Annotated in this window: 20 protein-coding genes; 8 read left to right on the top strand and 12 right to left on the bottom strand. The window is 68.7% G+C overall.

The annotated features are described in order from the left end of the window. Positions 1-86: 86 nt before the first annotated feature. Together kynU and kynB are read right to left on the bottom strand one after the other, a co-directional pair. Entirely contained in the window at positions 87-1,337 is a 1,251-nt protein-coding gene (kynU, locus tag MMB92_RS06685; RefSeq protein ID WP_277562610.1) for a kynureninase, read from the bottom strand. A 30-nt stretch (positions 1,338-1,367) separates the two neighbouring features. After that, positions 1,368-2,009 carry an arylformamidase gene (gene kynB / locus MMB92_RS06680; protein WP_062884352.1) on the bottom strand — a complete coding sequence of 214 codons (642 nt, stop codon included), beginning with the start codon at positions 2,007-2,009 and terminating at the stop codon, positions 1,368-1,370. 129 nt (positions 2,010-2,138) lie between these two features. On the opposite strand from kynB, the gene MMB92_RS06675 reads away from it, so the two are divergent. Continuing rightward, positions 2,139-2,639 (top strand): Lrp/AsnC family transcriptional regulator, encoded by a 501-nt coding sequence (locus tag MMB92_RS06675; RefSeq protein WP_006477992.1) that lies wholly within the window; start codon positions 2,139-2,141, stop codon positions 2,637-2,639. On the opposite strand, the gene MMB92_RS06670 is transcribed toward MMB92_RS06675, so the two are convergent. The 3 genes from MMB92_RS06670 to MMB92_RS06660 form a co-directional block, all read right to left on the bottom strand. Next, positions 2,626-3,135 carry a flavin reductase family protein gene (locus MMB92_RS06670; RefSeq protein WP_006482487.1) on the bottom strand — a complete coding sequence of 170 codons (510 nt, stop codon included), beginning with the start codon at positions 3,133-3,135 and terminating at the stop codon, positions 2,626-2,628. The two genes, MMB92_RS06675 and MMB92_RS06670, sit on opposite strands and share 14 nt — an antisense overlap. Positions 3,136-3,415: 280 nt before the next feature. Next, entirely contained in the window at positions 3,416-4,081 is a 666-nt protein-coding gene (locus MMB92_RS06665; RefSeq protein WP_006482477.1) for a hypothetical protein, read from the bottom strand. After that, positions 4,078-5,484, bottom strand: coding sequence for a selenium-binding protein SBP56-related protein (locus MMB92_RS06660; RefSeq protein WP_006482492.1), 1,407 nt, complete (start codon positions 5,482-5,484; stop codon positions 4,078-4,080). Before MMB92_RS06660 ends, MMB92_RS06665 begins: the two co-directional genes overlap by 4 nt. Here MMB92_RS06660 and MMB92_RS06655 point away from each other — a divergent pair. Then, entirely contained in the window at positions 5,477-5,893 is a 417-nt protein-coding gene (locus tag MMB92_RS06655) for a hypothetical protein (protein WP_226245078.1), read from the top strand. The genes MMB92_RS06660 and MMB92_RS06655 overlap by 8 nt on opposite strands. Before the next feature lie 111 nt (positions 5,894-6,004). Further along, positions 6,005-6,565 carry a peptide-methionine (S)-S-oxide reductase MsrA gene (gene msrA, locus MMB92_RS06650; protein WP_048988968.1) on the top strand — a complete coding sequence of 187 codons (561 nt, stop codon included), beginning with the start codon at positions 6,005-6,007 and terminating at the stop codon, positions 6,563-6,565. 22 nt (positions 6,566-6,587) lie between these two features. On the opposite strand, the gene MMB92_RS06645 is transcribed toward msrA, so the two are convergent. The 3 genes from MMB92_RS06645 to pdxH form a co-directional block, all read right to left on the bottom strand. Then, positions 6,588-7,883, bottom strand: a complete 1,296-nt coding sequence (locus tag MMB92_RS06645) for a DUF72 domain-containing protein (RefSeq protein WP_006482483.1) — start codon at positions 7,881-7,883, stop codon at positions 6,588-6,590. Between the two features lie 23 nt (positions 7,884-7,906). Beyond that, complete coding sequence (locus MMB92_RS06640) at positions 7,907-9,127, bottom strand: cyclopropane-fatty-acyl-phospholipid synthase family protein (RefSeq protein ID WP_048988969.1); 1,221 nt, start codon at positions 9,125-9,127, stop codon at positions 7,907-7,909. A gap of 121 nt (positions 9,128-9,248) precedes the next feature. Continuing rightward, positions 9,249-9,893: a pyridoxamine 5'-phosphate oxidase gene (gene pdxH, locus MMB92_RS06635; RefSeq protein WP_060264799.1), complete on the bottom strand. Its 645-nt coding sequence runs from the start codon at positions 9,891-9,893 to the stop codon at positions 9,249-9,251. 128 nt (positions 9,894-10,021) lie between these two features. Here pdxH and tcdA point away from each other — a divergent pair, with 128 nt between their 5' ends. Further along, positions 10,022-10,879 carry a tRNA cyclic N6-threonylcarbamoyladenosine(37) synthase TcdA gene (tcdA, locus tag MMB92_RS06630; RefSeq protein WP_277562608.1) on the top strand — a complete coding sequence of 286 codons (858 nt, stop codon included), beginning with the start codon at positions 10,022-10,024 and terminating at the stop codon, positions 10,877-10,879. A 103-nt stretch (positions 10,880-10,982) separates the two neighbouring features. Here the strand turns inward: tcdA and trxA are convergent, their stop codons facing one another. Then, entirely contained in the window at positions 10,983-11,831 is an 849-nt protein-coding gene (gene trxA, locus MMB92_RS06625) for a thioredoxin (RefSeq protein WP_048988971.1), read from the bottom strand. Between the two features lie 52 nt (positions 11,832-11,883). Continuing rightward, positions 11,884-12,765: a pirin family protein gene (locus MMB92_RS06620; protein ID WP_006482482.1), complete on the bottom strand. Its 882-nt coding sequence runs from the start codon at positions 12,763-12,765 to the stop codon at positions 11,884-11,886. Positions 12,766-13,037: 272 nt separating this feature from the next. On the opposite strand from MMB92_RS06620, the gene MMB92_RS06615 reads away from it, so the two are divergent. Continuing rightward, entirely contained in the window at positions 13,038-13,916 is an 879-nt protein-coding gene (locus tag MMB92_RS06615; RefSeq protein WP_171984013.1) for an EamA family transporter, read from the top strand. Between the two features lie 43 nt (positions 13,917-13,959). Here MMB92_RS06615 and MMB92_RS06610 read toward each other — a convergent pair whose 3' ends face one another. Then, a complete protein-coding gene (locus tag MMB92_RS06610) occupies positions 13,960-15,486 on the bottom strand; it encodes an N-acetylmuramoyl-L-alanine amidase (protein ID WP_006496479.1) in 1,527 nt (508 codons plus the stop codon). Further along, positions 15,468-16,022, bottom strand: a complete 555-nt coding sequence (locus tag MMB92_RS06605; protein WP_012492836.1) for a bifunctional tRNA (adenosine(37)-N6)-threonylcarbamoyltransferase complex ATPase subunit type 1 TsaE/phosphotransferase — start codon at positions 16,020-16,022, stop codon at positions 15,468-15,470. The genes MMB92_RS06610 and MMB92_RS06605 overlap by 19 nt, the downstream gene beginning before the upstream one ends. A gap of 17 nt (positions 16,023-16,039) precedes the next feature. On the opposite strand from MMB92_RS06605, the gene queG reads away from it, so the two are divergent. The 3 genes from queG to xerD all read left to right on the top strand — a co-directional run bounded on the left by queG (position 16,040) and on the right by xerD (position 18,758). Continuing rightward, the gene (gene queG, locus MMB92_RS06600) at positions 16,040-17,275 is read left to right on the top strand and encodes a tRNA epoxyqueuosine(34) reductase QueG (RefSeq protein ID WP_277562607.1); all 1,236 of its coding nucleotides are present in this window, start codon (positions 16,040-16,042) and stop codon (positions 17,273-17,275) included. 65 nt (positions 17,276-17,340) lie between these two features. After that, the gene (locus tag MMB92_RS06595) at positions 17,341-17,811 is read left to right on the top strand and encodes a methylated-DNA--[protein]-cysteine S-methyltransferase (protein WP_006496476.1); all 471 of its coding nucleotides are present in this window, start codon (positions 17,341-17,343) and stop codon (positions 17,809-17,811) included. Next, positions 17,808-18,758 carry a site-specific tyrosine recombinase XerD gene (gene xerD / locus MMB92_RS06590; protein WP_059721404.1) on the top strand — a complete coding sequence of 317 codons (951 nt, stop codon included), beginning with the start codon at positions 17,808-17,810 and terminating at the stop codon, positions 18,756-18,758. Before MMB92_RS06595 ends, xerD begins: the two co-directional genes overlap by 4 nt. Positions 18,759-18,808: the final 50 nt, after the last annotated feature.

The following is an 18,808-nucleotide window of genomic DNA, read 5'->3' as shown; positions in this document are numbered from 1 at the left end:
CCAGAATTCACGACTTTCTCCAGATTTGAATGATGAATGCGCGGCGCGCCGCCGTTGCATGCGGTGCGCGCGCCGCGCAGAACCGGTCAGGTCACCGCGCCGCGTTCGGCGAACTCGGGCGCCTTCCACGCGTCGGTGGCGAGGATGCCGCGCAGCGTCTCGACCGCATCCCACACGTCGGCGAAGCGCGTATAGAGCGGCGTGAAGCCGAAGCGCAGCACGTACGGCTCGCGGTAGTCGCCGATCACGCCGCGCGCGATCAGCGCCTGCATCACTTCGTAGCCGTGCGGATGCTCGAAGCTCGCCTGCGAGCCGCGCTGGTGATGCGCACGCGGCGTGACGAGCTTCAGCGACAGGCCCGCGCAGCGCGCTTCGACGAGCGCGATGAAGGCATCGGTCAACGCGAGCGACTTGCGGCGGATCGCGTCCATGTCGGTCTGCAGGAACACGTCGAGCCCGCATTCGACCATCGACATCGACACGATCGGCTGCGTGCCGCACAGGAAGCGCGCGATGCCCGGATCGGGCGCGAAGCCCGGCTGCATCGCGAACGGCGCGCGGTGGCCCCACCAGCCGGACAGCGGCTGCGAGAAATGCGCGAGATGGCGTTGCGGCACCCACACGAACGCGGGCGAGCCGGGGCCGCCGTTCAGGTACTTGTACGTGCAGCCGACCGCGCCGTCCGCGCGCGCGCCGTTCAGGTCGACTGGCACTGCGCCGGCCGAGTGCGCGAGATCCCACAGCATCAGCGCGCCGGCGTCATGCACCAGCTGTGTGACGGCCGGCATGTCATGCATGTAGCCGGTGCGGTAGTTCACGTGCGTGATCATCGCGACGGCCGTGTCCGCGCCGAGCGCGCCGGGCAGGTCGGCCGGATCGTCGATCAGGCGCAGCGTGTAGCCGCCGCCGAGCTGGTCGATCAGCCCCTGCGCGATGTACAGGTCGGTCGGGAAGTTCGAGCGCTCCGACACGATCACCCGGCGCTCGGGCGCACGCTCGGCCTGGTGGCGCAGCATCGCCGACAGCAGCTTGAACAGGTTGATCGAGATGGTGTCGGTGACGACCGTCTCGCCGGGCGCGCCGCCGATCAGCGTCGCGAGCTTGTCGCCGAGGCGGCGCGGCAGCGCGAACCAGCCGGCCGTGTTCCAGCTGCGGATCAGGCCTTCGCCCCATTCGGCGCCGATCACCTGCTGCGCGCGGGCGGCCGATGCACGCGGCTGCGCGCCGAGCGAGTTGCCGTCGAGATAGATCACGCCGTCGGGCAGCGAGAACTGGTCGCGCAGCGGGGCCAGCGGGTCGTCGCGGTCGAGCGCGAGCGCGTCTTCACGGGTCTTGATCATCATGATGTGAGGTCGTAGGTCGGGTAATCAGGAAGCGTGCGCGGGCAGCGCGCGCAGCACCGCACGCACGGGGCTCGCGTCGAGCGTCGCGAATTTGAGCGGCAGTGCGATCAGTTCGTAGTCGCCGGGCGGCACGTCGTCGAGCACGATGCCTTCGAGGATCGCCATCCGGTGCGCGCGCACGCGGCGATGCGCATCCATCGTCTTCGATTCCTGCGGGTCGAGCGACGGCGTATCGATGCCGATCAGCTTCACGCCGTGCGCCGCGAGCAGGTCGACGGTGTCGGGCGCGACCGCGCAGAAATTGCTGTCCCATTGCTCGACCGCGGCGCGCGCATACGTGCGCAGCAGCACGCGCGGCGGTACGCCGTCGAGCGCGGCTTCCACGTCGGCCGGCCGCACGACCGGCGATGCGCCGATGCAATGAATCACGCGGCACGGGCCGAGATAGGTATCGAGCGGCACCGCGCCGATCGGCGCGCCGTCGGCATCGTAGTGCAGCGGCGCGTCGCAGTGCGCGCCCGTGTGCGGCGACAGCGTCAGGCGCGCGACGTTGACCGGCGAACCGGCCTCCATCCGCCATACGCGTTCGATGGCAACCGGCGTATCGCCCGGCCACACGGGGGTGGCGGGGCTGACGGGCGGCGAGATGTCCCAGAGTGTGTCCATGGCATGACGAAGCGTGAGTCGATCCTTCGAATGATAGGTGGACGCTCGCAGAAAGTGCTTGCGAAATAAACATGGACAATCCGCCGGATTGGCAGATAATTCGACTCAGAGGGAAAACGGGGACCAAAAATGCACGCGATCACGCTCGATGCCACCGACTGCCGGATTCTGGCGGTACTGCAGGAGGAGGGCAGAATCAGCAATCTCGACCTGGCCGAACGCATCTCGCTTTCGCCATCCGCCTGCCTGCGCCGCATGCGCCTGCTCGAGGAGCAGGGCGTGATCGAGCACTATCGCGCGTGCCTGAGCCGCGAGAAGCTCGGCTTCGAGCTCGAGGCGTTCGTGCAGGTGTCGATGCGCAACGAAGAGAATCAATGGCACGAGCGCTTCGCGGAAGCGCTGCGCGAATGGCCGGAGGTGGTCGGCGCGTTCGTCGTGACGGGCGAGAGCCACTATCTGCTGCGCGTGCTCGCGCACAACCTCAAGCACTATTCGGATTTCGTGCTGAACCGCCTCTACAAGGCGCCGGGCGTGATGGACATCCGGTCGAACATCGTGCTGCAGACGCTGAAGGACGAAGCCGGCGCGCCGGTCGGGCTGGCGCGCACGGGGGCGATCAAAGCGGTGTGAGGCCGTGGAAGCCGCCGCCGTGGAACACGAGCGGCGGCGCCGTTTCCGTTACGGCGCGCACGCCGCAGCGTTCCACTTCGCCGACGAAGATCACGTGGTCGCCTTCGTCGTAGCGGCTGCGGTTGTGGCATTCGAACCATGCGAGCGCGCCGTCGAGCACGGGCATCCCCGAGTTGCCGGCCGCATGCGCGATCCCTTCGAAGCGGTCGCCCTTGTAGGTCGAGAAGCGCTTGCACAGGTCCAACTGCGACGCCGCGAGCACGTTCACCACGTAATGGCTGTTGCCGCGGAACACCGGCGTCGACGCCGATTTGTGCGCGAGGCTCCACAGCACGAGCGGCGGATCGAGCGACACCGAATTGAACGAACTGGCGGTGATGCCGATCAGCTGGCCGGACGGCGCGCGCGTCGTGATCACCGTCACGCCCGTCGCGAACTGGCCGAGCGCCTGCCGGAAGGCGGCCGAGTCGAAATCCGGCGGATTGGCGTGGCTCATCGGGCAGCCATCCGGAACGGGACGGGCGGGCGCGACACGGCACGGGCGTGACGGGCGCGGCGGACGAAAGACGACGAGGCGGTCGATTGGAAAGGGGTGCGCATGGCCCGATTTTAACGGAATCGAAGTCGCCGGACCCGGTCGGGCGGCGCATCGCGACGGCAGGGTGGCGTAGCGAACACTGCGGCGCGCGGCCGGCAGCGCCGTTCCGTCACGTTTTTTAACGGTGCGGCCGTTGCGCCCGGCACCTCGCTGCGCCAGCGAGCCATCGCTGCCCGCGCTATCGCGCCGCCGCTAGCCCGAGCGACAACGCTCCCGTCACGATCAGGCTCGACGCCCACACCGCATCCAGATTGAACCAGCTCCGCGACACGAACTTCAGCCCGAGATAACGGTACACGAGCCACGCGAGCCCGCCGCCGGCGGCGATCATCGCGGCCGCATGCACGGCGGCGACGACGAGCGCCATGCCGAGGTGCGCATCGACGAGCAGCGCCGCCGCGCGGTGGCCGGCATCCCGGTCGAGCCCGCACAGGCCGAGGTAGATCGGCACGAGCATCAGCCCCGCGCCGTGCGCGAGCGCGACCGCGAACGACCACAGGCCGAGCCGCGCCGGCGGAATCCGTGCGAGCGCCCGCGGATGCCGGCGCCGGATCAGCAGTACCGCGCCGAAGCCGATCACGAGCGCGCTCGCGCCGATCCGGATCGCCGACTGCCACGCGAGCAGCGCGGCGAGCAGCCCGAATGGCAGCATCACCGCGAAAACGGCCAGCGCATGACCGAGCGCGAGATAGCCGAGCGCCGCGACGAGCGCGCCGCCGCGGCGCGTCATCAGCGCGTTCGACACCGCGAGCGGCCAGCCCATCGCCGGGTTGAGTCCGTGATAGACGCCGCTCGCGAGCACGGCCGCCCACAGCGCGAACGACGCGTGAAGGCCGGTGCTCAACGCTTGACCGACGGATAGCAGAACGAGTCGGTCGAGCAGTCGCCGCCTTCGAGCCGGATCTGGTGCGCGCGGTAGCCGTCGGGGAACTCGACCCAGTAGTCGTCGGCGAGCGTCAGCCCGCCGTCCGGCCCCGCGTGCGCGAGCACCTGCGCGGCCGGCACGCCGTCCGGATAGAACTGGTCGTCCCACGTCGAATAGAGCGAGTTGGTCCAGTACACGCGCCGGCCGTCGCGACTGATCTCGACCATCTGCGGGCCGCCCGCGAACGTGCGGCCGTTCGAGTGCGGCGCACGGCGCGCGATGCCGCCGATGCGCACCGACCCCGCGAGCACCGGGTGGTGCGGGTCCGACACGTCATACTGGCGCATCTCGCCGGTGCCCCAGCACGACACGTACAGGAAGCGATCGTCGAGCGACAGGTCGATGTCGGTCACGAGCGGCGGCACCGCGCCGAATCCTTGCAGCAGCGGCGGCAGCTCGTCGGCCGCGGCCGGTTCGGCCGGGATCGTCGCGGTTTTCTTCGCATGGAACTTGCCGCCTTCGCGCCACCAGGTCCAGATCGAGCCTTCGAGATTGGTCGTATCGACCACGACGCCGACGAATCCGTATTCGCGCACCGGGTCGTGCGCGGGCCGCACCTCGAGCGCCATCTGGTGCTGCGCGCCGAGATCGATCGTCTGCACGTTGCGCCGCGCGCGCAGGTCCCAGAAATGCAGCCGGTGCCCGTACTTGTTCGCGAGCAGATCCTCCGGGACGATCCCGTTCTCGAATTGCGGCGGCAGCGCCCATTCGCTCGACACCATGTAGTCGCGCGGCAGGTTCCACCAGAAGTCGTAATGCTTGTCCTGCGGGCCGCGGTCGATCTCCCAGCGGCCGAGCACGTCGAAGGTCTCGCAATCCATGATGAAGATGCCAGGCGCGCCGTCGGTGCCGTCCTTGCCCGCGCCGCCCAGCGTGCTCACGTAGATGCCCTCGGGTCCGCAATGCACGGTGTGCGGCCGCGAATAGCCGGTCTTCGCGAAGATTTCGTCGGGCTCGATGATCTTGTGGATGCGCGCCTGCGTCGGATGCGGCTTCGTGTCGATCACGTAGATGCGCGACGAGCGCAGGCCGGGAATGATCAGGAAGCGGCGCTCGAGGAACGCATGGCCGGTCAGCGGCGACAGCGACGACGAGCACGCATTCCAGCCGAAGTGGTGAAACTCGTCGCCGGTGTTCGGCATCGTCACCGTGTGCACGATCTTGCCGTACGTCGACGAACCGGGCTTCACGTCGATCACGGCAAGCGCGTCGGGTCTGGAAAAATCGGGGCTCAGCAACAACGTATAGGCAAACTCCTCCGCCGGCGCCTGCATCGCAAGTTCGGGCGAAGCGTGAAACGTCGGGTCGGGCCGCATGCTCATGGTGATGTCCTCCGGATGGTGTCGGATCGTGGACGCACGGCCGTTCGTTGCGGACGTGCGGACTGCGGTGGCCGCGCGCGTCGGCGACGCGCGCGATGCCGTGCATCAGGTCGTGAAAGCGGGAAAAGGCGAGGGGGTGCCGCGCGGCGCGCTCCGCGAAACCGGCACGTGCCACTGCGATGGTGCGATCGACGGAGCGGCGACCGGGCCCGCGACGCAGGCGATGTCTGTTAAGGCGTGCATATCGATGTTCCGGCAGATGATGGTGGCATCGGGGTCGGGCATGCATCGGACGCTGGGCGGGCGCGACGGGTTGGCCGTCGCTTGCGCGTGCCTAAGTGTAGACGAGAAACACGCGGCGGGGCGCGTGCGGCGCCCTGTCCGATCTGCCAGTTGCGCGCGCGAGTGAGATACTTGACGAAGTGCCGCTGCCTCCCCCTCGCGGGCGGGCAACGGCGACGCGAAACGATGGCGCCGGCACGGGCGTGCCGGCTGCCGTCATCCACGAGGGACTGATTTCATGGGGAACGAGATGCTTGAAACCGCGACGCTCGGAGGCGGGTGTTTCTGGTGCACGGAGGCCGTGTTTCTCGACGTCGACGGCGTGACGGCCGTGCAGTCGGGTTACGCGGGCGGCCATACGCGCAATCCCGGCTATCGCGACATCTGCGAAGGCGACACGGGCCACGCGGAAGTCGTCAACGTGACGTTCGATCCGGCGCGCATCGGCTATCGCGAGATCCTCGAGATCTTCTTCGCGACGCACGATCCGACCACGCTGAACCGGCAGGGCAACGACGTCGGCACGCAGTACCGGTCGGTCGTGTTCACGCATTCGGATGCGCAGCGCGATACCGCGCTCGACATGATCCGCGAGCTCGAGCGCGAGCAGGTGTTCGGCCAGCCGATCGTCACGCAGGTCGTGCCGCTCGACGGCAATTACTGGCCGGCCGAGGACTATCATCAGAACTATTACGCGCGCAATCCGGGGCAGGGCTACTGCTCGGTCGTGATCGGGCCGAAGCTCGCGAAATTCCGGCAGAAGTTCGCGCACCGGCTGAAGTCGCTGCGCGGCGCGTGAGCGTCGACGGCGCAAGCCGCGATCACGCCGCCTCGTTGCGCCACTGCGCGCACGCGGCGGCGATTTCGCGCGCGAGCGCGATGCACGACAGCGGCGCGGAGCCTTCCGCCTTGTTGTTGATCGTGATGATCACCGGCTGCCCGGCCAGTGCGTAGCGCGCGGCCAGTTCGGCGAGCGCCGAGCGGGTGGCGGGATCCTCGTCGACGAGCTTGTCGAACGGCTCGTATTTCGCTTTCGCCTGCTCGTACTTGAACCCGCCGTGCAGGCTCCAGCGCACGATCAGCGGGCCCGGCGCGTCGCCGTCGAGCAGTGCGAGCGCGGCGGCCTGGCGCAGCGGGTCGGGCATCCGCGCGTGCAGGCCGACGCAGTAGCGCACGCCGAGCGCGGCCAGTGCGCGGATGAAGCGCGGCGTGAGCAGGCTCGCGTCGCGGATCTCGATCGCGTAACGCGGGCCGTCGGCATCCGGCGGCAGCGGCGGCAGCGCCGCGAAGAACGCCGCGAGCCGGTCGATCAGCGCGGCCGGCGCCGCGAGCAGTTGATCGGGCAGCGGCGAGAACTGGAACACGAGCACGCCGGCTTTCCGGCCGAGCCCGTCGAGGCACGGCTGGACGAATTCGCGGGTCGCGAGCGGTGCGTCGAGGAAGGTCGGGTTCGGCCCGGACGGCTCGCCGCGCCGGCCGCGGATCACCGCGTCGGTCACCGCGGCCGGCGCCTTCACGACGAAGCGGAAATCGTCGGGCACCTGCTGCGCGTAGCGCAGGTAGTCGGCCACCGACAGCGGGCCGTAGAACGAGCGGTCGAGGCTGACGCTCCTCAGCAGCGGATGCGCGCCGTACGCTTGCAGTCCTTCGCGCGACAGCTTCGTCTGCGCGAAATCGCCGTCGAAGACGATGCCGTTCCAGCCGGGGAAATACCACGACGACGTGCCGAGCCGCACGTTCGGCGGCAGGCCGGCCGCGGCGGCGGCCACGTCGGCCGAGATCGGCGCAGGCAGCACGCCGCGCTTGCGGCGGCCTTTTTTCGGCGCGGCGGCCGGCGGGGACGGTTCGTCCCACAGCAAACCGGACGACGGGGCAGGCGCGTCGTCGTCGGCGGCGGCGGGGCGGGAGGTCGAACGGGCGGGCGGGGGCGGTCGTGCGTGGTCCGGTGCGTCCGGCGTCACGGATTCATCGGCGCTGTCGTCGTGCGCGGGCGACGCGCGTGCGGCGTCCGTCGGCACGCCGAACAGGTCGAACTGTCCGTCGGCGTGCGACTCGTTGGCGTCGTCGTGCTGCTGTCGTTGCGGCGGCGCCTTGCGCCGCGTCCTGCCGTCACCCATGCATGCCCAGCGTAAGGCGCCGCCTAGCGCGGCAGCGCGTGTTCGTACATGTAGCGCCGCGACCACGGCAGCGTTTTCGCGCTGCGTCCGGCCTTGCGGCACACGATCTGGAAGATCGACACGTCGTCGTGCTCGAACGCATACGCGCAGCCGGCCAGATACACGCGCCAGATGCGGAATTTTTCGTCGTCGACGAGCTTTCGCGCCTCGTCGGCTTTCGCTTCGAAGTTTTCCGTCCAGATATCGAGCGTGCGCGCATAGTGCCGGCGCAGGCTTTCGACGTCAACCGCCTCGAGTCCGCCGCGCTGCGCCGCTTCGAGCGCGAGGCTGATGTGCGGCAGCTCGCCGTCCGGAAACACGTAGCGATCGATGAATTCGCCGCCGCCGAGCGCCGTTTCGCCGCTTTCCGCGTCGGTCGACGTGATCCCGTGATTCATCGCGATGCCGTCGTCGGTCAGCAGCTCGCGGATGCGCGAGAAATAGAGCGGCAGGTTCTTGCGGCCGACGTGCTCGAACATCCCGACGCTCGTGATGCGGTCGAACTGGCCTTCGATCTCGCGATAATCCTGCAGACGAATCTCGATCCTGTCTTCGAGCCCCGCGGCCTTCACGCGGGCGGTCGCGAGGTCGAACTGGTTCTGCGACAGCGTCACGCCGAGACACGTCGCGCCGAACTTCTGTGCGGCGCGCAGCACGAGCGCGCCCCAGCCGCAGCCGATGTCGAGCAGGCGCTGGCCGGGCTGCAGCTGGATCTTCGTCAGGATGTGGTCGATCTTCTTGATCTGCGCGGTGGCGAGATCCTCGTCGCCGTTCTCGAAGTACGCGCACGAGTACACCATGTTCTCGTCGAGCCACAGCTGGTAGAACTCGTTCGAGACGTCGTAGTGGTACTGGATCGCCTTCTTGTCGGTGCTCTTCGTGTGATTGAAGTAGCGCTTCACGCGGGCGAGCTTGCTTGCGCTGGTCACGGTGCTGCGCGCGAGCGAGTAGCCGATGTTGATGATGTCCGACAGCTTGCCTTCGATGTCGATCTTGCCTTTCACGTACGCCTCGCCGAGATTGTCGAGGCTCGGTTCGAGCAGCAGCGGCAATGCCGACGCGCTGTTCACCTTCAGCGTGACCTGCGGTGCGCTGAAGGTGCCGAAATCGAGTTGATCGCCGTTCCACAGCACGAGGCGCGCCGGTATGTTCGCTTTTGCCCGTACTTCATCCGCCCACTGTGCCAGCTTCTTTTCCCAGAACATTTGGATTCTCCGTTTGTTCGTTGAATCGAATACAGCCAAGTATCCTGACCGGCGCCCGCCGCTTGCGGCGCGGGCACCCGGATGCAACACGAGACACGACCGGCGTGCGCCGGCGCCGCGCTTACGGCGACAGGCGCGAGATCGTCCAGCCCGGCGACGCCGCGGCGTCGCGCGTGTAGAGCAGGCGGTCGTGCAGCCGCGACGGGCGCCCCTGCCAGAACTCGATCGAGTCGGGCACGAGGCGGTAGCCGCCCCAGTGCGGCGGGCGCGGCGGGTTGTCGCCGTAGCGTTCGCTGACGGCCTTTTCGCGCGCTTCGAGCGTCGCGCGGCTGTCGATCACGGTGCTCTGCTCCGACGCCCACGCGCCGATGCGCGAGCCGAGCGGGCGCGAAGCGAAATAGCGGTCGCTTTCTTCCGCGTTGGTTTTCTCGATCCGGCCTTCGATGCGCACCTGGCGCTCGAGCTCGATCCAGTAGAACAGCAGCGCGGCTTGCGGATGCACGGCGAGATCGTGACCCTTGCGGCTTTCGTAATTGGTGAAGAAGACGAACCCGCGTTCGTCGACGCCCTTGATGAGCACGATCCGGGCCGACGGCCGACCGTCGGCGCCGACGGTCGCGAGTGTCATCGTGTTCGGCTCGGGCAGCTTGGCGGCGAGCGCCTCCTTGAACCAGCGATCGAACTGGGCGAAGGGGTCGGGGGCGGCATCGGCTTCGTCGAGCGAAGCACGTGAATAGTTGATGCGGAGATCGGCGAGAGTCGTCATGTTATGCAAACGCTTCAATCTGGGGCCAGTATAGCGAACGCGCGAGAATCGTGCGTGCACAGTGGCGCGTGCGGACGGGGAGTTCAGGCAAAATAGAGGGCTGCACGACTTACGTTTTCCTTGCTGCCATGTCCTCCGCCGACGCTGCCCCGCCCAGTTCTTCTGATCTTACCCCGACACCGGAAATCCAGCTTGACGTGGATCGCGCGCGGCGTTTCGGCGGCGTCGCGCGCCTGTATGGCGCGCCGGCCGCCGCCGCGTTCGAGCGGGCGCACGTCGCGGTGATCGGGATCGGCGGCGTCGGGTCGTGGGTGGCCGAGGCGCTCGCGCGCAACGCGATCGGCACGCTGACGCTGATCGATCTCGACAACGTCGCGGAAAGCAACACGAACCGGCAGATCCATGCGCTCGACGGCAATTTCGGCAAGCCGAAGGTCGACGCGATGGCCGAGCGGATCGCGCTGATCGATCCCGCGTGCCGCGTGAACCGGATCGAGGATTTCGTCGAGCCCGACAACTTCGACGCGCTGCTCGGCTGCGGCTTCGACTACGTGATCGACGCGATCGACAGCGTGCGCACGAAGGTCGCGCTGATCGCATGGTGCGTCGCGAAACGGCAGCCGTTGATCGTGGTCGGCGGCGCGGGCGGCCAGCTCGACCCGACGCGCATCCGCATCGACGATCTCGCACTGACGATCCAGGATCCGCTGCTGTCGAAGGTGCGTGCGCAGTTGCGCAAGCAGCATGGTTTTCCGCGCGGGCCGAAGGCGCGCTTCAAGGTCAGCGCCGTGTATTCGGACGAGCCGCTGATCTATCCGGAAGCGGCGGCCTGCGACATCGAGGACGGCGCCGAGCCGTCCACGGCCGCGCACGTCGCGGGGCTCAACTGTGCGGGCTTCGGTTCGAGCGTGTGCGTGACCGCGAGCTTCGGGTTCGCGGCGGCCGCGCATGCGCTGCGTGCGATCGCGGCGCAGGCGGCCGGCTGAGCGCGCGACGCGCGGGCAGGAAAGACGGATGCCGCGGCGCGGGTAACGCGCCGCGAGCGATACGGCAAGTCGGCCGGGCCAGCGCGGCCCGGCGCGTCGTGCATCAGTTGAGCGCCATGCTCAGCTTGCGTCGCCACCCGGCGACGAGGTCGGGGCGATCGCCGGCCAGCTCGAACACCGAGATCATCGTGCGGCGGCCGAGATCATCGCCGTACGTGCGATCGCGCATCACGATTTCCAGCAACTGTTCCAGCGCGCCTTCGTACGCGCGCCGCGCGATCAGGCTCTGCGCAAGGTCGAAGCGTGCGTCGAGATCGGCCGGGTTTGCCGCGATGCGCGCTTCGAGCGCATCGGTTGGCGGCAGGTCGGCCGTGGCTTCGAGTGCGTCGAAACGGGTCTTGATCGCTTGGTAGCGCGGGTCGCCGTTCTGCACGGTTTGCGGCGACAGGCGCTCGGTCTCGGCACGCGCGGCGTCGACTTCGTTGCGCGCCAGCAGCAGTTCGATCAGGTCGAGGCGCGCGTCGTCGTAGCCGGGGTTCAGCGCGAGCGCCGCTTCGAGGTGCGCGAGCGCCTCGTCGAAGCGCTGTTCGGCCATCGCATACTGCGCGGCGCGGCGCTCGGCTTCCTCGGGGGCCGGCAGCAGCCGGTCGAGGAACGCGCGCAACTGGCCTTCGGGCAGCACGCCGACGAACTGGTCGACCGGGCGCCCGTCGGCGAACGCGATCACGTGCGGGATGCTGCGCGTCTGGAAGTGCGCGGCGAGTTCCTGGTTCTCGTCGACGTTGACCTTCACGAGCTTCCAGCGGCCTGCGTAATCGGCTTCGAGCTTTTCCAGCAGCGGGCCGAGCGTCTTGCAGGGGCCGCACCACGGCGCCCAGAAGTCGACCAGCACGGGCGTGTCCAGCGACGCCTCGATGACGTCTTTCTCGAATGTGGCAAGCGTGGTGTCCATGGCGTTCTCTTCCGTTCGAATATCGTCAGGATGGGGGCGGCGCGCGGCTTTTTCAACGCGGTTTCGCTTCGGGCAGCGGAATCCATTCGGTCTCGCCGGGCACCTTGCCCATTTCCTGGCGCGTCCAGGCCGCTTTGGCCCGCTCGATCGCCTCGCGACTGCTCGCGACGAAATTCCACTCGATGTAGCGTTCGCCGTCGATCCGGTCGCCGCCGAGCAGCATCGCGCGCGCGCCGCTGGCGCTCGTCAGCGTGACCGTCGCGCCCGGCACGAGTACGGCCATCTGTTCGGCCGGCACCGGCGTGCCGTCGATCGCGAGCTCGCCGTCGACCACGTAGACCGCGCGCTCCTCGTGCGATGCATCGAGTTCGAGCCGGCCGCCGGCCGCGAATTCGGCCGCGACGTACAGCGTGCGCGAGAACGTCGTCACGGGCGAATGCAGCCCGAACGCGTCGCCGGCGATCACCGTCAGCGCCACGCCGTCTGCGTCGCGCTTGGGCAGCGTGTCGGCCGCATGGTGCTCGAACGACGGTTCGGTCGTCTCGTGCGCCTGCGGCAGCGCGACCCAGGTCTGGATACCGTGCACGGTGTGGCCGCTGGCGCGTTGCGCGTCCGGCGTGCGCTCGGAGTGGACGATGCCGCGGCCGGCCGTCATCCAGTTCACGTCGCCGGGCACGATTTCCTGCAGCGAGCCGAGGCTGTCGCGGTGCAGGATCGCGCCGTCGAACAGGTAGGTAACCGTCGCGAGTCCGATGTGCGGATGCGGGCGCACGTCGAGCCCCGTGCCGGCAGGCAGCGTCGCGGGCCCCATGTGATCGAAGAAGATGAACGGGCCGACGAGGCGTGCGGCGAGCGCGGGCAGCGTGCGGCGTACCTGCAGGTTGCCGATGTCGCGGACGTGCGGCTTCAGCAGGGCTTTGATCGAGTCGGTCATGGCGGGCCTCGTGGGGAACGGCTGGATTGCCGGTCATTGTACTGGCGGTGCGGCGGCGCGCGCGCGCGCGCGTGACGCGGAGCGCGGGGACCACGAAATGCGCGCGCTGCGGCCGCGGCAGGCATGCGTCGTGCGGCATCCGCGGCGTGGCGCAAGCCGCTGCGCGCGCCGCCGATTCCATGCGCGCCGTGCGGGTATCGGGCCGGCCGGCGAAACCCGGTAGACTGGCCGGCTTCACAACAATGATTCGACAATCGAGGGAGACACCGATGATGGCCCCGAAGGACTTGCTGCTCGCGCTGGTCGTGATCCTGGCGTGGGGCGTGAACTTCGTCGTGATCAAGGTCGGCCTGCACGGCATGCCGCCGATGCTGCTCGGTGCGCTGCGCTTTACGCTCGCGGCCGTGCCCGCGGTGTTCCTCGTGCGCCGGCCGCAGATTTCGTGGCGGCTGCTGGTGCTGTACGGCGCGACGATCCAGCTCGGCCAGTTCGTGTTCCTGTTCACCGGCATGTACGTCGGCATGCCCGCCGGCCTCGCGTCGCTCGTGCTGCAGTCGCAGGCGTTCTTCACGCTGGTGTTCGCGATGCTGTTCCTCGGCGAGCGGCTGCGCGTGCAGAACTTGATCGGGCTCGCGATCGCCGCGGGCGGGCTCGTCGTGATCGCCGCGCAAGGCGGCCGCGCGATGACGCTCGCGGGTTTCCTGCTGACGATCTGCTCGGCCGCGATGTGGGCCTTCGGCAATATCGTCACGAAGAAGGTCGGGCGTGCGAACCTCGTGTCGCTCGTCGTATGGGCGAGCCTCGTGCCGCCGGTGCCGTTCTTTCTGCTGTCGCTGTGGTTCGAGGGGCCGCAGCGGATCGCGACCGCGCTCGCCGGACTGAACGGCGCGTCGATCTTCGCGGTCGTCTATCTCGCATTCGTCGCGACGCTGCTCGGCTACGGGCTGTGGAGCCGCCTGCTGTCGCGCTACCCGGCCGCGCAGGTCGCGCAGTTCTCGCTGCTGGTGCCGATCGTCGGGCTCGCGTCGTCGGCGCTGCTGCTCGACGAGCATCTGACGCAAACGCAACTGATCGGCGCCGCACTCGTGATGGGCGGGCTCGCGGTGAACGTGTTCGGCGGGAAACTGCTGAGCCGCTTCGCGGCGTCGTGACGCGCCGGCACGCGCTGCGTGCCGGCGGGGGGAGCGGTGGCGCTCAGGCCATCCGGCTCTTCGCGAGCGGCGGATTCGCGGCGAAATAACGCTTGATGCCGCGGAAGATCGCGTCGGCCATCTCGTCGCGATAGCTGTCGTCGTTGAGCCGGCGCTCTTCGTCCGGGTTGCTGATGAATGCGGTCTCGACGAGGATCGACGGAATGTCGGGCGCCTTCAGCACCGCGAACCCGGCCTGCTCGACCGAGCCCTTGTGCAGCTTGTTGATGCCGCCCACTTCCTTCAGCACGTAGTTGCCGTAGCGCAGCGAGTCGCGGATCTGCGCGGTCGTCGACATGTCGAACAGCGCGCGGTTCACCGCCGCGTCCGCCGTCTTGATGTTGATGCCGCCGATCAGGTCCGACGAATTCTCCTTGTTCGCCATCCAGCGCGCCGCGGCGCTCGTCGCGCCGTGGTCGGACAGCGCGAACACCGACGAGCCGCGCGCGGACGGCGTCGTGAACGCATCCGCGTGGATCGACACGAAGAGATCCGCGCCGACGCGGCGCGCCTTCTGCACGCGCACGTTCAGCGGCACGAAGAAGTCGGCGTCGCGCGTCATCATCGCGCGCATGTTCGGCGCGGCGTCGATCTTCGCGCGCAGCTTCTTCGCGATGTCGAGCGCGATGTGCTTCTCGTACGTGCCGTTGCCGCCGATCGCGCCCGGATCCTCGCCGCCGTGGCCCGGGTCGATCGCGACCGTCAGCAGACGCACGGTGCCGCCCTTGCCGGATTTCGGCGCGGTGAACTTGTAGGTGTCGCCGTCGTCGTCGCTGTCGTCGCGGCGCGCGATGACGGGCGGCGGCTTGACGGCCGGCTTCGCGGGCGTCGACGGCGTGCCGGCCGCCGGCGGCGTGTGCGGCGTGGTTGGCGTGTTCTGCGCGAAACGCTGGAAGAATGCGTCGCTGTTGTCGCCCGCGCCGGGCGGCGGGGTGCCGGGGCCCGCCAGCGTGGACGGCGGCTGCATCTGCTGCGCGCGCGCGGTGTCGTTGAGCGCCTGTTCCTTGCGTTCCGTCTGCGCGATCAGGTCGGACAGCGGATCGGGCGCGACGGCCGGATACAGGTCGAACACCAGCCGGTACTTGTACGTGCCGACGGGCGGCAGCGTGAACACCTGCGGCTTCACCGAGCCTTTCAGATCGAACACCATCCGCACGACGTGCGGCTGATACTGGCCGACGCGCACCGACTGGATCTGCGGATCGTTCGGCGCGATCTTCGAGACGAGGTCGCGCAGTGCCTGGTCGAGGTCGAGACCGCTCAGGTCGACGACGAGACGGTCGGGACCCTGCAGCAGTTGTTGGCTATTCTGCAGCGGCTGGTCGGATTCGATCGTGACGCGCGTGTAATCGCGTGCGGGCCACACGCGCACGCCGAGCACCGACGACGCGTGCGCGAGCCGCGGCGCGACGAGGCCGAGCACCAGCGTCGACGCGCCCGCGCACAGGATCTGGCGGCGCCGCCAGTTGTGCGTCGCGGTGGCCGCCGATTCGATCGAGCGGAACGGTTTGATCAACATCTTTCGAGACATGCCTTTCCTGAAGCGCTGTACGCCCGGACGGTGAGGGCACGGCCGTCGCCATCCACGTCGAGCGAGAAAACCAGATCGGGCACGCCGAGCAGGGCGCCCGCCTGTTGCGGCCATTCGACGAGGCAGATCGCGCTGGAATTGAAATATTCGCGAAAGCCTGCATCGGACCATTCGGCCGGATCGTTGAATCGATACAGATCGAAGTGATAGACCTCGAGTTCCCCATCGCTGCGTTCGAGCGCGTACGGCTCGACGAGCGTATAGGTCGGGCTGCGCACGCGGCCCTGGTGGCCGAGGCCGCGCAGGATCGCGCGCACGAGGGTCGTCTTGCCCGCGCCGAGATCGCCGACCAGCTGGATCTGCAGCCCGTCGAACACATGCGCGCGGTCGAGTTCGAGGCGCGCCGCATCGAGCGCGTGCGCGAAGCGGGTGCCGAAGGCCTCGGTTGCCGCTTCGTCGGCGAGCGCGATCACGCGCTCCGCGAGCGGGGCGGGCAACGTGGCGTCGTGAGGCGGTTGGCTGGGCGTGGCTGGCATTCTCGTAAAATAGTGCGATGAACCGACTACCGGAACGCGCCGCATCCGACAGGCCTTCGACTCGTGACGAAGGCGCGGCGCCGTGCGCGCTCGACGATGCGGCGTTGACTGCGCTCGCCGCTCGCATCAGGGCGTGGGGGCGCGAATTGGGTTTCGGGGCGATCGGCATCAGCGATACCGATCTCTCGGATGCCGAAGCGGGCCTCGCCGCCTGGCTGGAAGCCGGATACCACGGCGAAATGGATTATATGGCGAAACATGGGATGAAACGCGCGCGGCCGGCCGAACTTGTGGCCGGTACGCGACGCGTGATTTCCGTGCGGCTCGCTTATTTGCCGGCCCAAACGCTCGCTGACGGCGCGCCCGGCGGCGAGCCCGGCGCGCTCGTGCCGCACGACTGGCGCGCCCGCGAACGGGCACGGCTCGACGATCCGCAGGCGGCCGTCGTGTCGATCTATGCACGCGGCCGCGACTATCACAAGTTGCTGCGCAACCGGCTGCAGATGCTCGCGGAGCGTATCGAGCACGAGATCGGCGGGTTCGGCTACCGCGTGTTCACCGATTCGGCGCCGGTGCTCGAGGTCGAGCTCGCGCAGAAGGCCGGGGTCGGCTGGCGCGGCAAGCATACGCTGCTGTTGCAGCGCGATGCCGGCTCGCTGTTCTTTCTCGGCGAGATATACGTCGACCTGCCGCTGCCGACCGACGCGCATACGGCGCCCGACCGCGCGCCGGAGACGCCCGGCGCGCATTGCGGCAACTGCACGCGCTGCATCGACGCGTGCCCGACCGGCGCGATTGTCGAGCCGTACCGCATCGATGCGCGCCGCTGCATCTCGTACCTGACGATCGAGCTGAAAGGCAGCATTCCCGAGCCGCTGCGGCCGATGATCGGCAATCGCGTGTACGGCTGCGACGACTGTCAGCTCGTGTGCCCGTGGAACAAGTTCGCGCAGGCCGCGCCCGTCGCCGATTTCGACGTGCGGCACGGTCTCGATCGCGCGACGCTCGTCGAGCTGTTCGCGTGGGATGCCGACACGTTCGACACGCGGATGCAGGGCAGTGCGATCCGGCGCATCGGCTACGAAAGCTGGCTGCGCAATCTCGCGGTCGGGCTCGGCAATGCGCTGCGCGCGGGTGCGGACCGGCTCTCGCCGGCGGCGCGCGACGCGATCGTCGCCGCGCTGCGCGCCCGGGCCGACGATCCGTCGCCGCTCGTGCGCGAGCATGTCGAATGGGCGCTGCGAGCCGCGTGAAGGCGGCGTAAAGTGTCGTCGGCGCGCGGGCAGGGCCGCGCGCATCCCCCGGTCAGGAGAAGGCAATGTTCAACGCAGTCATCGACGCGCCGTTCGGCAAGGTCGGCATCCGTACGGATGCCGCGGTGGTGCGCGAGATCGTCTATCTGCCCGAATCGATGAAGTCGGTCGATCCGGATTCGGCGCTCGCGAAGCGCGCGGTCAAGCAGATCGAACGTTATTTCGAGCGCGCGTCCGCACGCTTCGACCTGCCGCTCGCCGATGTCGGCAGCGCATTCCAGCATCGCGTGTGGGACGTGATCAGCGATATCCCGCCCGGCACGGTGCTCACCTACGGCCAGGTCGCGAAGCGGATCGGCAGCGCGCCGCGCGCGGTTGGCCAGGCGTGCGGCGCGAACTACTTCCCGCTCGTGATCCCGTGCCATCGCGTCGTCGCGGCGGGTGGCCTCGGCGGGTTCGCGAACCACGACGACAACGGCTATTACCAGCAAGTGAAGCGCTGGCTGCTGACGCACGAGGGTGTGCCGTACCGATGAGCGAACCTGTGACGATCCCCGAAACCGACGACGATGCCGTCGCGGCATCGCCCGCGCTGCTCGCGAGCCGCGCATCGATCGACGTGTTCTGCGATGCGTTGTGGCTCGAACACGGCCTCGCGCGCAACACGCTCGATGCGTACCGGCGCGATCTGGTGCTGTTTTCCCAATGGCTGGCCGCGACGCATGCCGCGCCGCTCGACGGCGCCGACGAGGCGATGGTGACCGGCTACATCGCCGCGCGCAGCGACGGCAAGGCGACGTCGTCGAACCGGCGACTGTCCGTGTTCCGTCGCTATTACGGCTGGGCCGTGCGCGAGCATCGCGCGAGCGCCGACCCGACGCTGCGGATCACGTCCGCGAAACAGGCGGCCCGGTTCCCGTCGACATTGTCGGAGGCGCAGGTCGAGGCGCTGCTGGGCGCGCCGGACATCGGCACGCCGCTCGGCCTGCGCGATCGCACGATGCTCGAGCTGATGTACGCGAGCGGGCTGCGCGTGAGCGAGCTCGTGACGCTGAAGACCGTCGAAGTCGGCCTCAACGAAGGCGTCGTGCGCGTGATGGGCAAGGGTTCGAAGGAGCGGCTCGTGCCGTTCGGCGAAGTCGCGCACGGCTGGATCGAACGCTACCTGCGCGACGCGCGGCCCGCGCTGCTCGGCGCACGCGCGGCCGATGCGCTGTTCGTGACCGCGCGCGGCGACGGGATGACGCGCCAGCAGTTCTGGAACATCATCAAGCGTCACGCGCAGCAGGCCGACGTGCGCGCGCACCTGTCGCCGCACACGCTGCGGCACGCGTTCGCGACGCACCTGCTGAACCACGGCGCCGACCTGCGCGTCGTGCAGTTGCTGCTTGGCCACAGCGACATCTCGACCACGCAGATCTATACGCACGTCGCGCGCGAGCGGCTCAAGACGCTGCACGCGCAGCATCACCCGCGCGGCTGACGCGCGACGCGGGCGTTCGACGCAGCGTGGTGGGGCGGGGCGCCGATGCG

It is taken from the genome of Burkholderia sp. IO2, assembly GCF_029522185.1.
Lineage (GTDB): Bacteria > Pseudomonadota > Gammaproteobacteria > Burkholderiales > Burkholderiaceae > Burkholderia > Burkholderia cenocepacia.
The sequence above is the reverse complement of the archived record's forward strand: the minus strand, read 5'-3'. Positions and strand labels throughout refer to the sequence as shown.